Raw genomic sequence first — 15071 nt, 5'->3', positions numbered from 1 at the left:
ATCAGAGTTGATGCTTAACCAAGTCATTAAGACGGCAGAAGAGGCAGGGAAAAAAATATTAGAGTTTTATCAGACGGATGTTGAAATCATCACAAAAGACGATGACTCACCACTTACCAAAGCCGATCTGGCAGCGCATCATATAATTGTGGATGCCCTTAAAGAGATTGATCCCGGAACCCCAATAATATCAGAAGAATCCGGTATTCCTGATTTCCGGGAAAGAAAAGAGTGGAACCGGTTTTGGCTGGTAGATCCACTGGACGGCACGAAAGAGTTTATCAAAAAGAACGGCGAGTTTACCGTTAACATCGCCTTGCTTGAAGATGGGAAGCCCATTCTTGGCGTTGTTTATGTGCCGGCCAAAGATGTTATGTACTATGCGGAACAAAGTATAGGAGCATTTAAAAAAGAGGCAGACAAAGAAGCTGAAAAGCTGGAAAGCGATTCGTTTGAAAAACCGGGAGAAGCAAGAATTGTGGTGAGTCGCTCTCACGGAGATGACCAAACTGCTAAAAAGCTTTCCGGGATTGGAATAGAGGTTACAGAAGAAGTTCCTTCCGGAAGTTCAATCAAATTTTGCCTGGTTGCTGAGGGGAAAGCGGATTTATATCCGCGCCTGGGACCAACCATGGAATGGGACACGGCGGCAGCTGATGCCATTTACCGGTATTCATCCAAAAACGGCGAAAAGTACTCGCCATTGGTGTACAACAAAGAATCCCTTAAAAATCCTTATTTTCTGTTGGGATTAAACGAACATGTTGATGTCGAGAGTTTATAAGGAAGCCTGACCATCAGAAAAATTTACATAATACTTTTTTAGAAAAATGAGTGAAAAAAGATCACATTCACATCTTAAAGAACTGGAAGACGAAGGAATTTATGTTATGAGGGAAGTGGCGGCTCAGTTTGAGCGGCCTGTCTTACTTTTCTCAGGTGGAAAGGATTCTATCGTTATGTTTCATCTGGCCCTGAAGGCTTTTCATCCCGGCAAGGTGCCTTTTCCGTTAATGCATATTGATACGGGCCACAACTTCCCCGAAACCATTGAGTTCAGAGACAAGCTTGTTGAGAAGTATGATGTGGAACTGATCGTTGGTAGCGTGCAAAAATCTATTGATGAAGGACGGGTTGAAGAAGAAACAGGGCCCGATGCCAGTCGAAATGCCCTTCAAACAACTACACTCCTGGATACCCTGAAAGAATATCAGGTGGATGCCGCTTTAGGTGGTGGACGTCGTGATGAAGAAAAAGCTCGTGCAAAAGAGCGTTTCTTTTCCCACCGGGATGTATTCGGGCAATGGGATCCGAAGAATCAACGTCCTGAACTTTGGAATCTGTTCAACGGACGGAAAAATCAGGGGGAAAACTTCAGAGTCTTCCCGTTGAGTAACTGGACGGAAATGGATGTGTGGCAGTACATTGCCCAGGAAGAGATTGACATTCCGGAGCTCTACTTTGCCCACGAGCGAGAAGTTTTTAATCGTCGTGGAGTATGGCTTGCCGACACAGATTTTGTAAACCGAATGGAAGAAGAAGAGCTGGAAACGAAGACCGTACGCTTCAGAACTATCGGGGATGCTACGTGTACCGGTGCGGTATTATCGGATGCATCCAATATGGAAGAGATTATACAGGAAGTGGCTTCGGCCCGACAAACGGAACGCGGAAATCGCCACGATGACAAGCGCAGCGAAACCGCTATGGAAGACCGAAAACGCCAGGGATACTTCTAAGCCATCCAATCACGATCCACTAAGAATACTGAACAACGAATTTTATTTCTCAAATGAGCGAAAGCAACGGAAAATCGAACAACCCGAACACTGACAATAAATACCTGGATATGGATCTGCTCCGGTTTACAACAGCCGGAAGTGTGGATGATGGAAAAAGCACGCTGATTGGCCGGCTTTTTTATGATTCCAAATCCATTTTTGAAGACCAGATGGAAGCCATCGAAAAGTCCAGTAAAAGCAGTGGGGAAGAAGATGTAAACCTTGCCCTGCTCACTGATGGGTTGAAAGCTGAGCGAGAGCAAAAAATCACCATCGATGTTGCCTACCGCTATTTTGCGACCCCGAAAAGAAAGTTCATTATCGCGGATACACCGGGGCATACCCAGTACACCCGGAATATGGTAACCGGTGCTTCAACAGCTGATTTGGCAATTATCCTGGTTGATGCTTCCAAAGGATTATTGACTCAATCCCGCCGGCATGCGTTTATCTCATCACTCCTGAGAATCCCTCACTTGGTGGTGGCTATTAATAAAATGGACTTGGTTGGCTATGATGAGAAAGTGTTCAATGAAATCGTAAGTGAGTTCAGAAGCTTTGCAAAGAAACTGAACGTCAGTGATATTACTTATATCCCGATCTCAGCTCTTAAGGGCGACAACGTTGTTGATAAAAGCGAGAATACAGATTGGTATAATGGTTCTACACTTTTGCACCATCTTGAAACCGTAAAAGTAGATGCTTCTGACAATATTGTAGATTTCCGCTTTCCGGTGCAGTACGTAATTCGTCCGAATCAAAACTTCAGGGGCTTTTCCGGAAGAGTTGCTTCAGGCCATGTTCGTCCGGGTGATGAAATTACGGTATTGCCGTCCGGCCTTTCATCCAAAGTAAAGAGAATTGTGACCCGGGACGAAGATCTGGAGATTGCCTACCCGGGCGATTCAATAACCCTGACTATTGAAGACGAGATTGATACCAGCCGTGGCGACATGATTGTTCGTAAGAATAACGTGCCGGCCGTCAGCAATGAGTTTGAGGCTTATATTTGCTGGATGAATGAGAAGGATATGGAGCTGAATAAGCAATATGTTCTGCAACACACCACCCGAACGGTTCAGGTTTTTATGGAAGATCTGCTGTACCGAATGAACGTAGATTCTCTGACCCGCGAAGATGCCACCAAATTGGGATTGAATGAAATTGGACGGGTAAAACTGAAAACCAGTCAGCCTATTTTCTACGATCCTTACCAGGTGAACCAGAAGACCGGAAGCTTTATCATTATTGATCCTGCGACCAATGTGACCATTGGAGCGGGGATGATCCGTGCGGGTTCTACTGAATCGAAGTCATCTAAGGACACATCTGAAGCGGGTATTAAAAGCAAACAAACCCGACAGAAGTCTCCGAATGTAGTTTGGGAACCGTGGAATATTCCCCGGGAAGAACGGGAACAGAGAAACGGCCATAAGGCGAGTTTACTTTGGTTTACAGGAATTTCGGGAGCCGGCAAGAGTACCATTGCCAAAGAGCTGGAAAGGAAGCTCTGGGAAAATGGCAAGCAAACGGTACTCCTGGATGGAGACCAGGTTCGCCATGGTTTAAATGGTGACCTTGGATTTAGTGCTGCCGACCGAACCGAGAATATTCGCCGCGTTGGTGAAGTTGCCCGTTTATTCTATGAGCATGGCAATATTGTGATTTGCACATTCGTATCTCCGTATTCCAAAGACAGGGAAGCAGCTAAGCAATTATTCCCGAAAGGAGACTTCAAGGAAGTTCACATTACCTGCGACCCGAAGACAGCCCAGGAACGAGATCCGAAAGGCTTGTACAAAAAGGCTCAGGAAGGCGAAATCTCCGGCCTAACAGGCTATGATGCAGATTATGAGGTATCCGATGACCCTGCTTTGACTATCGACACAGATTCAATGTCGGTGGATGAGGCTGTGGAAGAAATTCTGAAGCTGATCGGGGAATAATATTTTTATCAGGGTTTAAAAAAACTGGGAATTCCTCGCTGAATTTTACAGATTAGTGACATGCTTCAAACATTCACTAATCATATCGGTCGGGCACAAAAGATTGCTACTCTCATAGTCTTTGGGGTTCTACTCACCGCTTGTGCACCTTCGATTTCTCAATTCAATGAGACGGCTTACCAACAGGCTGTTCAGATTAAAGTGAAATCGATGTCGTTAATCGATAAAGCGAACGAACCGTATTCGGTCCACGAGGAGGCAGCCGTTCAGTTAAAACAAGACTTGCTTACCGCTTATGAGTATGCAAAAGGTCGCCCAAAGAATGAGATAAGTACCCGACAATGGGAGATTATGGTTGATGCCGAGCGCAACCTGATGGGAGGCTTTTTAGTGCGCTGGAAAGAACAAGAGACTTTATCCCCGGCTTTCATTGGAGAGTACAGCAAAGTAATAGCTGATGCCTTTGATACCATCATCGGTCTGGAAAGCGGAAAAATAAAACCGGATGAGGTGGAGTAGCCATGTTTGACTTCGATGCATTTCTGGAAACGTTAAAGGCTGATCTCACCGAAGTGGTCTCCGATTTTGGTGAAAATTTAAAAGATGATTTACTGAAAGATGCCGGCGATTTTGCCCTTCAGACCAAAGAAGATTTAATCAAATGGTCGAAGATGCTTAAAGATGGAGAACTGAGTCAGGAAGACTTTGAGTTTCTCTTAGAAGCAAAGAAAGACCTGGCCGAGATGGAAGCTTTAAAACAAAAAGGGTTAGCCCAGGCAAAACTGGATAAATTGAAGCTTGCTATAATAGATACGGTAGCGGGGTCGGTCAGAAAAGTAATCGGCTAAATAAGAAAGGGGAAACACGAGCTAACGCGCTTCCCTGAAATTAATTTGAAGTAGTTAGTTCAACTACATTCCTGCCTGCATTTCGTCTTCAGGAATCCAGTCTGCGACTACATCTTCATTATTAGCCAGCCATTCTTTTGCCACTTCTTCCTCTGACATATCTGATTCATTGATTTGAACCATTAGGTCAGCCAGTTCTGCATCAGTTAGGTGCATGTTGGAAAGAAAAGTGGCCAGTTCCGGTTTGTCTTCCCGAAGGTCTTTACGCCCCATGATATGGATACTTCCGGTTTTCCATTTCATCATGTCTTCGTCTTGCTCAAGAAACTTGAGGTCGAAGCTTCCAAACATCCAATGGGGTTTCCAGCCGGTTACTACAATTGGTTCCTGATTCTCATAAGCTTTCTTTAGAGCTGAGGTCATTGCCGGTCCGCTTGATTGTACCAGCTCATAATCAAGGTTGTAGTCTTCAATTACCTCATTGGTGGTTTTCATGATTCCGGCACCGGCGTCAATTCCGGTAATCTCACCGTCAAATTTATCACTGACAGCATTCAGTTCAGAGATTTTATCGATCTCAACATAAGTTGGTACAACCAGGCCGCTTTGGGTTCCCTCATAAACGGTTCCCAGATCAATGATGTCTTCCTGGTATTGCTCAACATAATCTGCGTGCAGGGTGGGCAGCCAGGTTTCCATAAAAGCATCGGAATCGCCATTGGCTACGGCGGTGTAAGCAGGACCTACACCGGCTGATGTAATTTCAACCTCATAGCCCATCTTGTCTTCCAGTACTACTTTAGCAAGATTTGTGTAAGCAATCCCTTCCGCCCAGTTTACATATACCAGGTCGGCTTTCTTTGTTTCGTTATCAGATTTTTGACTACACGCGGTAATCAGTCCAAAAGCCAGGACGAATATCCCCAGCTTTGATAGCATGTTCCATATTCTGTTATTCGTTCTCATGGTTCTTTTGGTTTGATGTTATGGTTCTGTTTATATCTTAAGTTTTTATCCTGTAGAAGCTCCTAACGATTGGGTGACTCTGTCCAAAAACACAGCCAGTATTACAATAGCCAGACCGCCTTCAAAACCGAGTCCAATATCCAATTGCTGTAATCCGGTCACTACGGGTTGTCCCAATCCACCGGCGCCAATCAAGGCGGCGATTACCACCATCGATAAAGCCAGCATGATGGTTTGGTTTACTCCCGCAAGGATAGTGGGAAGGGCAACGGGCAGTTCCACTTTCAAAAGCATTTGTTTGGAATCGGAGCCAAAAGCCAGGGCAGCTTCCCTGATTTCTTCCGGCACCTGCCGGATTCCCAAATTCGTAAGTCGTACAGCAGGTGGCATAGCAAAAATGAGTGTAGCAATCACTCCCGGCACCTGTCCCAATCCAAAGAATAAAACAGCCGGAATCAGGTACACAAAGGCAGGCATGGTCTGCATAAAATCCAAAATCGGACGAACAACCTTTTCCACAGTCTTACTTTTGGAAGCCCAGATTCCGAGTGGAATACCAATCAACAAAGCGATAACCACCGCGGTGATGATCAAAGCCAGCGTCTCCATGGTTCCGTCCCACATATCCATTCCCTCAATAACGAGCAGACCGAGTACGGTGAAAATCCCGACTCCTTTTCCTGATACATACCAGGCAAGGGCACTGAACAGCACAATCATTATAATGGGGTGGGGAAATAAAAGCAGGTTTTCTATCCCGACCAGAAAAGAATCGACCACCAGGGTGACAAGGTCAAAGAAACCGCTCAGGTTATCGGTCAGCCAGTTGATTGCAAATTCAAATGCATCTCCAACAGGTAGATCAAACATAATCAGGATGTAGTAGTTTCTTCGTTATTCTTGGTTTCTTTCTTTTGGGTGTCTAAGCCATTTTCGTTGAGCTCTGCCATAATGGTAGCACGATCAACAATGCCAAGCAGGCTGCTGTCGTCTTCAATCACCGCAATCGGGTACTTGGCTTCGATGGCTTTGGGCAGTAGTTGGTTGATGGGAGTTTCCGGACCACAGACTTCGATGTCAGAAATGATGATTTCCCCGAGATCCTTCACTCCGTCTTCCTTCAGCCTAATCGCGTCATCAATCTTGACGATTCCTTTGAGGTATCGGTTTTCATCAACCACATAAGTGGTTGAAACCCCCACTTTCTCCATATTTCGAATGGCTACCGAGGGACCGTCTTTGGGCACCTGAACAGTAGGTGCTTTCCGCATGATGGCCTGCGCCGTGATGATCTTGGTGCGATCCACATTCTGGACGAAGGCTTTCACGTAATCATCAGCGGGATTGGTAAGAATTTCTTCCGGTGTGCCTACTTGCACCACGTATCCATCTTTCATGATGGCAATCCGATCTCCGATTTTAAGAGCCTCGTCCAAGTCATGCGTAATAAAAACAACTGTTTTGTGGACTTCCGCCTGAAGTTCGAGCAGCTCGTCCTGCATATCGGCGCGGATAAGGGGGTCGAGGGCGCTGAATGCTTCATCCATCAGCAGGATTTCAGGGTCGTTAGCTAATGCCCGTGCCAACCCAACCCGTTGCTGCATGCCACCGCTGAGTTCGTCCGGCTTTTGTTCTTCATATCCCTTCAGCCCAACTTTTTCGATGGCTTCATACGCTTTCTTCTTCCGCTGATCTTTATCCATGCCACTTATTTCCAACCCGTATTGTACATTTTCAGAAACGGTGCGATGGGGAAACAAGCCAAAGTTCTGAAACACCATCGACATTTTTTTGCGGCGCATTTCCAGCAACCTGTCTTTATCCACTTCGGTAATGTCTTCATCGCCAATCAGTACCTGACCTTTGGTGGGTTCTATCAGCCGGTTAAGGCAGCGCAGCACGGTAGACTTTCCACTTCCGGAAAGCCCCATGATCACAAACATCTCTTTCTCTTTTACCTCAAAGCTGGCATTATTAATACCGATGGTATTTCCTGTTTCATTCAGGATTTCGTCTTTGGATTTACCTTCTTCTATTAGAGGGAAGGCTTTTTCAGGGTTCTTCCCGAAAATTTTAAAGAGATTTTTTACAGTTATAGCGGCCATATGTCCTTCGTTCAATAATTATTGAGTTATATGATGTCCGGGATCTCCTCAAAAAGGAATTTGGTTCCGTTTTCAGGACATCCCGCATCAAGCAGGATGTATGTTCGTTATAGCTTAGAAGTAGTACCCAATGTTTATGTTGAACCGGGTGTTCCAGCGGGCGTCATTTACCCCTTGTCCGAGTCCGGTTCCGAAATTGTCGGTTATCCAGGGCTGATTGCTGCCTCTGGCAATGTCAAAATAGGTATATACATTTCCGGCAGATAGCAGGAAGCCAACCACATGTTGATGAGCATCGTAAAAACCGTCTATGTTTTTCTGAAAGTAGGAGTAGTCGTTATAGAAATTCAGGTTTGTGATGGGGCCCCAGTCAACATCATAGCTGTAGCTTAAGCCGGCAGAGTAGATATTCATGTCTGTAGCCACCGAATATGGAGTTCCGTATGCCCCCATATTTACGATATCAACACTCTGTCCGCTGTTATTCTGGGCATCCATTCCATAATTGATAAATTGCCCTTTGAAATTCCAGTTGCCATAGTCGATATCTGTATGGGCCGCGAGTGCATATCGGGATGATGTTTCATCCAACGGCTGATTCCAGATTTGCCCAACTTCACCACTGGCACCGAACTCAATGCTTCCTTGTTCGATATCAATGGTTCGGGTAACGCGCAGGTTTAACTGGTTACGTTCATAATTGGTTTGATTTCCGGCAGGTACAATGTCATAGGAATAACGCCCGGATCCACCAAAACCAAACGATCCACTACCGCCGGCCGGACCTGCAGGTTCAGGCTGGAAAAAGTAAGCAGCCATTAAATCCCAGTTCTCTGCGGTATGCGTGTATTTGAAACCCATATCGTGATCATCCTCAAGGCCTACATAATAAGGCCCCTGAAACCACCAGTTATGGGAGTTGTACTGCAAATTCCCAAAAGGTACCTGGGTAACACCAATTTGAAGATTGTTCTTTTCATTGAAATCGTAGCCTAACCATCCTTGTTTCACAAAGTGCGTGTTAAAGGTTGGATAGAAGCGGTACTCAAAATTGAGTTTTATTCCGTTCTTTTCGGCATTAACGTTCAGTCGCCAGGTATCCCAGGTAAACTGTGCATCTTCGTTGTTGATGGTGCCGTCTTCATAGTCGGTTAGCAGTACATTATATCGTACAGCCCCGCCTACCGACAACGAAGATTCATCTTCCTGAGCGAAAGTGAATGTTGAGAAGAACAATAGAAAAGTTGTAGCAAGTAAGCTTAGGTTTTTCATGATTAGCTCTGAAAATTTAAATTAGTTACCATTACGTAGTTAGATTTAAATGAAACTCAACCTGAAGCATTAGGCGAGAACACCATGAAGTTGTGCGGCAGTTAACTTCATTTTAACAGGTGTTTTGATTTATTATGGATTAAAAATCCTGTGGATGAACCACCATAAGATAAAAGGCTGAGACGCTATTGCAAACGCTGTTTGTTAGGCTAATTTCATTAAATCATTGACCTAAGCACAGCAACTAAAAAATATTAAATGTTGGATAGCGTACAAAATACTCCATTCGATATCATAAAGGATATGAATTTGAAAACGTTCAGAATTTTAGCACTTGTTTTTTCACTGACTATTGCGTCCGGATTTTCGGATATGAATGCCCAGATTTTTGCCCCGCAAACTGAGTTCACCCATCAGGATAGCCTCAGGGGTTCTATTACAAAAGAAAGGGAATGGTGGGACTTGACTTATTATCACTTAAACGTTGAGGTGAACATCCCGGACAGTTCAATCTCAGGATCGAACGTGGTTCAGTATAAAGTGCTGAAGCCTTATCAAACCATGCAGATTGACCTTCAGTCGCCGATGAATATCACCAAGGTAACGCAGAATGGAGAAGCGCTGGACTACCGCCGGGATGGAAATGCCTTTTTTATAACGCTTACAAAAAAGCAAAAGACCGGGGATGTTAATGAACTGGTTGTTCACTTTTCAGGAAAACCTAAAGTTGCTGTTCGTCCACCGTGGGATGGAGGTTTTACCTGGACCCAAGACAGTAATGGCCGGCCATTCGTGGCCACTTCCAATCAGGGTATCGGAGCCAGTATCTGGTGGCCAAATAAAGATCATCCCTATGATGAAGTGGACAGCTTGCTGATCAGTGTAAATGCCCCTGATTCTCTGATGGATGTTTCAAACGGAAGATTGCGAGGGGTTGATGAACATCAAAACGGCACAAAAACCTGGCATTGGTTTGTGTCTAATCCCATCAACAGCTATGGGGTGAATATTAATATTGGCGACTATGTGCATTTCGGGGAAGAGTACGAAGGGGAGAAGGGCATACTTGATCTGGATTATTATGTACTCCGGGAAAACCTGGAGAAAGCAAAAGAACAGTTCAGGCAGGTTAAGCCTATGATGGATGCCTTTGAATATTGGTTCGGCCCGTACCCGTTTTATGAGGATGGATTTAAGCTGGTGGAAGTACCCTACCTGGGGATGGAACATCAGAGTTCAGTTACCTATGGAAATAAATATCAGAACGGATATTTGGGCAGGGATTTAAGTGGTTCGGGTTGGGGACTGAAATTCGACTTCATCATTATCCACGAAACCGGCCATGAGTGGTTTGCCAATAACATTACCTATGCCGATGTAGCTGACATGTGGATACACGAAGGATTCACCAATTATTCCGAAAGCCTGTATCTGGATTATCATTATGGCGAACAGGCGGCCAATGAATATGTGCAAGGACTCAGGCTCGGAATTCAAAATAACAGTCCATTAATTGGGGTTTACGGGGTGCATCATGAAGGGTCGAGTGATATGTATAACAAAGGCGGTAATCTGCTGCATACGTTGCGACAAGTGGCAGACAATGATTCTCTGTGGCGGGAAACCTTACGGGGGTTGAACCGGGAATTCTTTCATCAAACCGTAACAACCACCCAAATAGAAAACTACATCAGTGATAAATTAGGCAGGGATTTAGATCCGGTTTTTGATCAGTACTTACGGGATATTCGCATTCCAACACTTGAGTATGCATTCAGAAATAACACGCTGCTGTACAGATGGGGAAATGCAATAGATGGATTTAACCTTCCTGTAGATGTAATATTGAACGGAGAAAAGCTGAGACTGCAGCCCGGCACCGGCTGGAAGACTGTAGCCCTGGAATCCGATGAGTCATACACTCTTACTGTTGATCCGAATTACTACGTAGGCAGTTTTAATCTGCTTGGAAATTAAAAGGGTTCAGGACAAGCCTGAACCTCTTGGTAAACGGTCTGATGGTTAGTCTCCGACAGGTGTAAACACTGTTACTAAATGTTGAACCGGTTCTGCTGTGCCCAGGTAAGCATAAATGGCTTTAAGCTCCTCTTCCGACATTTGAGCGTACATCGTCCATGGCATGGCTGTGTTAAATTCCCCGTTTGCAACTTCATGATACTCAAAGGTAGAATCGGCATACTCCTTAAAGCGATTTACAAACTGCTCCTCGGTCCATGTTCCTATACCTGTTTCAATATCCGGAGTAATGTTCGCCGTCCTGACAATACTGCCGTCTTCCATTGGAAATTCCATGCCCCCGGCAAGGGTCATGCCCGGAATAGGAGCTCCTTGCTCCATTGGAGTGTGGCAATCCATACAGCTTGCAGCAGTTACCAGGTATTTACCCCAGCTTACGGGATCGGTTGTGACCGGCTCTTCATCCGAAAGTTCAGTCTCAGCAGGTATAGTATTGATGATGAAATTCATAGGGAAAAATGATTCCGAAGCAGGCACTTCATTTTCAATCGGCTCCAACGTTCGCAAGTATGCTATAACTGAATACACATCTTCCTTACTCATTTGGGCATAATTCGGATAAGGCATAATCGGAAATAACGCTCTTCCGTCTTTGCTGACACCTTCAGTCACTGCCCGGTAAATTTCCCCATCGGTCCAGTTGCCGAGGTAGGCAGGGGTCAGGTTTGGTGCATAATAATTTCCCGGAAAACCTTCCTCAGGACCAAAACGGGTTCCACCGGCAGCAAACATGTTTCGATCAAGCGGATGAGAAAACTTGGTTTTTTCTTGTGGAGAGTGGCAATGGGTGCAAACCATTACGTTATTGGCAAGATGACGTCCTCGTTCAATTCGTTCTGCAGTCTGTTCAATTTGAATATCCGGTGCCGGACCAACACTCGGGAGAGCAGTAGAGACATAAATCAATAAACCAGCCACTCCGACGATCACAATTAGAAACAGAGCCCCCAATACAAGTAATAACTTTTTCATAGCATTTCATTAGTAGTTAGAGAAGCTTTGGTACCCCTTTTTCTATAAACCCAAAAGCCCCATAGGATTGGAACTAATTTGCATAAAAAAAGGGTGATTTTCTACTATGGGAAAAAGTGTGGGGAAAAGTCCTAAATCAGGAAGGTAATATGCCTTCCATCAAGGTCTAACCGGCTGAATCCAAATTCAGATTTCATCCAGTTGAGTGTATCCGGGTGGTAAAAGATGACGTGGGTTTCATCACTTTTGTAATACCAGCTGTGGAAGTCGATGTCATCGGTATAGATATCGGTTTTCAGAAAGAGAGCACCGCCCGGGTTTAACATGCTTCTCAGTTTTGTGAATTCCTTATGAGGATGATGAAAATGCTCCATTACCTCGCAACTGACGATATAGTCGTAGTCCAACTCCAGAACGTCCGGGTTGTTATCAAAGAAAGGGTCGAACGTGTTGATGGAATATCCCTGATCGGTAAGCATTTTGGTGATAACGGGCCCGGTTCCGGAACCAAAATCCAAGCCAAGTGAATCGGGGGGGAACCTCTCCATAATCTTTTCCACCAGCGGTGACACAAACTCCTGATACCGGGGATCTTCTACGTCATTATCATGACTTTCATACCTGAATATCTCTTCTTCAGGAGTTGGGTAATCATCGGTATCCATGAGAACCGCCCTGCAGTTGGTGCATCGGTGATACTGCCGGTCTTCATTCTCGTAATGATAAAATGGTTTGGTTTCAGATGAGCAGAGGGTACACTGCATAATTCTTTTTGAGGGAAGGTAGGAGTTCCGCTCAACAGATGTTAAACCCTACCTTGGATACCAGTTCTTCAGACGTACTTCGATATCCTTGTTACCTGCATCCACCAGCTTTTTGAATTCCTGAATATCCTGTCCCCGGTGGTGATAGGGATACACAATTGCCGGTTCAAAATCCAAAACGGCATCGGAGGCCTGGTTAATATCCATGGTGTACGGCAGGTTCATGCACACAAAAGCGATGTCAATGCCCTCCAGGTTTCGCATTTCCGGAATTCCTTCTGTATCACCGGATACGTACACATCTTTCCCACCCATAGTGAGCACATAGCCGTTTCCCCAGCCTTTAGCATGGCGTGCACCTTCTTCGGGAAGATTATACATGGGAACCGCTCGAATGGTGATGCCTTCATACTCCATAGTTTCGCCATTGGCAATTACCGTTGTTTGATCCAGGTATTCCTCCGGCATTTGATCGGCCACAGCTTGTGGAACATAGAAAGTAGTATTCTCAGTATCGAGGCTTGCCAGAGTTTCGGGGCTCAGGTGATCGCCGTGCGGGTGAGTGATAAGGATGACATCAGGAGCAGGCTTGTTTTCATATAAACCGGCTTGGCCCCAGGGATCCATATACACCGTTTGTCCATTCCACTCAAATATCACAGTTCCGTGCAAAATGGGGTGAATAACCAGCTCCCCTTCATCGGTTTCTATTCGGTCTGGAGTGCTGTTTAGCTGAGCAAAGGCTGTAGAGAAAATAAACAGTCCTAAAAGAATGGAAGTAAGAACGGTACGAAGCATAGTTAAGAATTAATTGAAGGTTGACAGTGAAACTACACATAACTACCGATCATTCAACATGATTGTTAGATGCCATACAAATCGGTGTTTAAAAATGAGGGGTATAAGCAGAGAAGTGATCAGTTTATTGGCTAAGTGGGATAACCGCCACCTATGTAATTCCGAAGGGAATCGATTTCTGATTTCTGATGGGCAATCACGGTTTTGACAACATCACCGATTGAAATCACCCCGACTACTTGTTCGTCATCAACAACGGGCAGGTGGCGTATTTTCTTCTCCGTCATCAGCTGCATGCACAGGTTTACAGTGTCAGTAGGTTGAACGCGAATAACATCCTTGGTCATGATTTCCTGCACTTCAGTCGTCTTGGAAGTTCGCCCCTCGAGAATCACCCTGTTCCTGTAATCGCGCTCTGAAATAATCCCTTTCAGGTTAGAATTTTCCATCACCAGTAATGCTCCGACATTATATTCCGCCATTTTTGCGATGGCGTCATACACGGTTGAATCCGGCGTTACGGAAAAAATGTCTCTTCCTTTTTGGTTTAGAATCTCTTTTACCTGCATAATGCGTACCTCCCTTAATTACAATTGGCTGTTGCTGTAATAAAAGGATTTTTTGGAGATTTGCAAGCGGAAAGGGTGTTACTCGCTTTCAATATTACTGAGCCAATCAAACATTTTTCTAAAAGCCAGCTTCCGCACTTTTTTCCTGGAAAGGAAAACATCATGCATTGCTCCGGGGATTTCAGCAAGGGCAACATTCGGGCCTAATTTCTTGCCATAGGTTTTCATGTGCTCCACGTTCAGCACCATATCCGTCTTCAGGATGTTTTCATTCCAGTTTTGATTGCGGCTCGACTTATCCGAGTGAAGAATCAGAATGGGAATTTCGATGTCGGATCTCTGGTGCAGCTTTTTTTGAGCTTCATGCATGGCTGCTACCCACTTCAGGTAGGCCGGAAACCCCAGTAATGGTTTCCAGTCGGTATTATAATCCCATTCCCCATGCTTCTCGCTGGAAATACTGGCTCCATATAAATGTGAAAACGGTTTTTTCAGGGAGGCATAGGGTTTGAATGTTGAAATCACCCGTGCGGCAGGTAACAAAATAGCCCGTTTCCAGGGATTGAGATTGAACTGCAGGAAAGGAGAGTTCATAATCAGCTTATCTATATAATCTCGATTTTCTCCTTTATTCAGGTAGAGGCTTCCGGTAAGAGCCCCCGTTGAATGACCCAGAAGAATGATATCTCCATCATTTTCAGATTGGATGAATTCCAGAGCGCGATCAATTTCCGGGAAATATTCTTTTACTGACCGGCAGTAATTCGGGGTTTGGTGAGGAAGCAAGGAGCGCCCGTGTTTTCTCAAGTCGAGGTCGTAAAAATTGTACCCTTGTTCATGAAAAGCTTCTGCCACATGAACCTGGAAAAAATAGTCGCTCAATCCATGAATGTATAAAACAGACGGGCGGGAGGCATCATGATTTGGAGATGCCACCAGCGTGGCGATTACCCTACCTTCGTAATCTTCCCCAAAATCGAATGTGTGCTCCGAAAAATCCTCTATGTTCATAA

Annotated in this window: 15 protein-coding genes; 6 read left to right on the top strand and 9 right to left on the bottom strand. The window is 44.9% G+C overall.

Annotated elements, in window-relative coordinates:
* Positions 1-10 precede the first annotated feature (10 nt).
* The 5 genes from cysQ to NM125_RS02815 are packed head-to-tail and all read left to right on the top strand — an operon-like array spanning position 11 to position 4575.
* Positions 11-784, top strand: a complete 774-nt coding sequence (gene cysQ, locus NM125_RS02835) for a 3'(2'),5'-bisphosphate nucleotidase CysQ (protein WP_255132655.1) — start codon at positions 11-13, stop codon at positions 782-784.
* A 46-nt stretch (positions 785-830) separates the two neighbouring features.
* Positions 831-1739, top strand: a complete 909-nt coding sequence (gene cysD, locus NM125_RS02830) for a sulfate adenylyltransferase subunit CysD (RefSeq protein ID WP_255132654.1) — start codon at positions 831-833, stop codon at positions 1737-1739.
* Between the two features lie 53 nt (positions 1740-1792).
* A complete protein-coding gene (gene cysN, locus NM125_RS02825; RefSeq protein WP_255132652.1) occupies positions 1793-3727 on the top strand; it encodes a sulfate adenylyltransferase subunit CysN in 1935 nt (644 codons plus the stop codon).
* Positions 3728-3787: 60 nt separating this feature from the next.
* Positions 3788-4246, top strand: coding sequence for a hypothetical protein (locus NM125_RS02820; protein WP_255132650.1), 459 nt, complete (start codon positions 3788-3790; stop codon positions 4244-4246).
* A 2-nt stretch (positions 4247-4248) separates the two neighbouring features.
* Positions 4249-4575: a phosphoenolpyruvate carboxylase family protein gene (locus NM125_RS02815; protein WP_255132648.1), complete on the top strand. Its 327-nt coding sequence runs from the start codon at positions 4249-4251 to the stop codon at positions 4573-4575.
* 63 nt (positions 4576-4638) lie between these two features.
* Here NM125_RS02815 and NM125_RS02810 read toward each other — a convergent pair whose 3' ends face one another.
* From NM125_RS02810 to NM125_RS02795, 4 genes are all read right to left on the bottom strand, one after another.
* Positions 4639-5514, bottom strand: a complete 876-nt coding sequence (locus tag NM125_RS02810; RefSeq protein WP_255132646.1) for a glycine betaine ABC transporter substrate-binding protein — start codon at positions 5512-5514, stop codon at positions 4639-4641.
* 72 nt (positions 5515-5586) lie between these two features.
* Entirely contained in the window at positions 5587-6411 is an 825-nt protein-coding gene (locus tag NM125_RS02805) for an ABC transporter permease (protein WP_255132644.1), read from the bottom strand.
* A 2-nt stretch (positions 6412-6413) separates the two neighbouring features.
* Positions 6414-7646, bottom strand: a complete 1233-nt coding sequence (locus NM125_RS02800) for a quaternary amine ABC transporter ATP-binding protein (RefSeq protein WP_255132642.1) — start codon at positions 7644-7646, stop codon at positions 6414-6416.
* A gap of 114 nt (positions 7647-7760) precedes the next feature.
* The gene (locus tag NM125_RS02795; protein ID WP_255132640.1) at positions 7761-8918 is read right to left on the bottom strand and encodes a hypothetical protein; all 1158 of its coding nucleotides are present in this window, start codon (positions 8916-8918) and stop codon (positions 7761-7763) included.
* A 303-nt stretch (positions 8919-9221) separates the two neighbouring features.
* Between NM125_RS02795 and NM125_RS02790 the strand changes: the two genes are divergently transcribed.
* Entirely contained in the window at positions 9222-10895 is a 1674-nt protein-coding gene (locus tag NM125_RS02790) for a M1 family metallopeptidase (protein WP_255132638.1), read from the top strand.
* A 45-nt stretch (positions 10896-10940) separates the two neighbouring features.
* Here NM125_RS02790 and NM125_RS02785 read toward each other — a convergent pair whose 3' ends face one another.
* The 5 genes from NM125_RS02785 to NM125_RS02765 form a co-directional block, all read right to left on the bottom strand.
* Positions 10941-11927, bottom strand: a complete 987-nt coding sequence (locus tag NM125_RS02785; RefSeq protein ID WP_255132636.1) for a c-type cytochrome — start codon at positions 11925-11927, stop codon at positions 10941-10943.
* Between the two features lie 131 nt (positions 11928-12058).
* Positions 12059-12691, bottom strand: a complete 633-nt coding sequence (locus NM125_RS02780; protein WP_255132634.1) for a class I SAM-dependent methyltransferase — start codon at positions 12689-12691, stop codon at positions 12059-12061.
* Between the two features lie 48 nt (positions 12692-12739).
* Positions 12740-13489 carry an MBL fold metallo-hydrolase gene (locus NM125_RS02775; protein WP_255132632.1) on the bottom strand — a complete coding sequence of 250 codons (750 nt, stop codon included), beginning with the start codon at positions 13487-13489 and terminating at the stop codon, positions 12740-12742.
* Between the two features lie 131 nt (positions 13490-13620).
* The gene (locus NM125_RS02770; RefSeq protein ID WP_255132631.1) at positions 13621-14058 is read right to left on the bottom strand and encodes a CBS domain-containing protein; all 438 of its coding nucleotides are present in this window, start codon (positions 14056-14058) and stop codon (positions 13621-13623) included.
* 78 nt (positions 14059-14136) lie between these two features.
* Entirely contained in the window at positions 14137-15069 is a 933-nt protein-coding gene (locus NM125_RS02765; protein WP_255132629.1) for an alpha/beta hydrolase, read from the bottom strand.
* Between the last annotated feature and the right edge of the window lie 2 nt (positions 15070-15071).

This window comes from Gracilimonas sediminicola, from assembly GCF_024320785.1.
GTDB classification, from domain to species: domain Bacteria; phylum Bacteroidota; class Rhodothermia; order Balneolales; family Balneolaceae; genus Gracilimonas; species Gracilimonas sediminicola.
Note: the sequence above shows the minus strand (reverse complement) of the source record. Positions and strands in the feature narration are given on the sequence as shown.

What these genes read in the sequence shown, in the direction of transcription:
- cysQ (WP_255132655.1), top strand. Translation starts at nt 11, where the DNA reads ATGCTTAACCAAGTCATTAAGACGGCAGAAGAGGCAGGGAAAAAAATA.
- cysD (WP_255132654.1), top strand. Translation starts at nt 831, where the DNA reads ATGAGTGAAAAAAGATCACATTCACATCTTAAAGAACTGGAAGACGAA.
- cysN (WP_255132652.1), top strand. Translation starts at nt 1,793, where the DNA reads ATGAGCGAAAGCAACGGAAAATCGAACAACCCGAACACTGACAATAAA.
- NM125_RS02820 (WP_255132650.1), top strand. Translation starts at nt 3,788, where the DNA reads ATGCTTCAAACATTCACTAATCATATCGGTCGGGCACAAAAGATTGCT.
- NM125_RS02815 (WP_255132648.1), top strand. Translation starts at nt 4,249, where the DNA reads ATGTTTGACTTCGATGCATTTCTGGAAACGTTAAAGGCTGATCTCACC.
- NM125_RS02810 (WP_255132646.1), bottom strand. Translation starts at nt 5,514, where the DNA reads ATGCTATCAAAGCTGGGGATATTCGTCCTGGCTTTTGGACTGATTACC.
- NM125_RS02805 (WP_255132644.1), bottom strand. Translation starts at nt 6,411, where the DNA reads ATGTTTGATCTACCTGTTGGAGATGCATTTGAATTTGCAATCAACTGG.
- NM125_RS02800 (WP_255132642.1), bottom strand. Translation starts at nt 7,646, where the DNA reads ATGGCCGCTATAACTGTAAAAAATCTCTTTAAAATTTTCGGGAAGAAC.
- NM125_RS02795 (WP_255132640.1), bottom strand. Translation starts at nt 8,918, where the DNA reads ATGAAAAACCTAAGCTTACTTGCTACAACTTTTCTATTGTTCTTCTCA.
- NM125_RS02790 (WP_255132638.1), top strand. Translation starts at nt 9,222, where the DNA reads ATGAATTTGAAAACGTTCAGAATTTTAGCACTTGTTTTTTCACTGACT.
- NM125_RS02785 (WP_255132636.1), bottom strand. Translation starts at nt 11,927, where the DNA reads ATGAAAAAGTTATTACTTGTATTGGGGGCTCTGTTTCTAATTGTGATC.
- NM125_RS02780 (WP_255132634.1), bottom strand. Translation starts at nt 12,691, where the DNA reads ATGCAGTGTACCCTCTGCTCATCTGAAACCAAACCATTTTATCATTAC.
- NM125_RS02775 (WP_255132632.1), bottom strand. Translation starts at nt 13,489, where the DNA reads ATGCTTCGTACCGTTCTTACTTCCATTCTTTTAGGACTGTTTATTTTC.
- NM125_RS02770 (WP_255132631.1), bottom strand. Translation starts at nt 14,058, where the DNA reads ATGCAGGTAAAAGAGATTCTAAACCAAAAAGGAAGAGACATTTTTTCC.
- NM125_RS02765 (WP_255132629.1), bottom strand. Translation starts at nt 15,069, where the DNA reads ATGAACATAGAGGATTTTTCGGAGCACACATTCGATTTTGGGGAAGAT.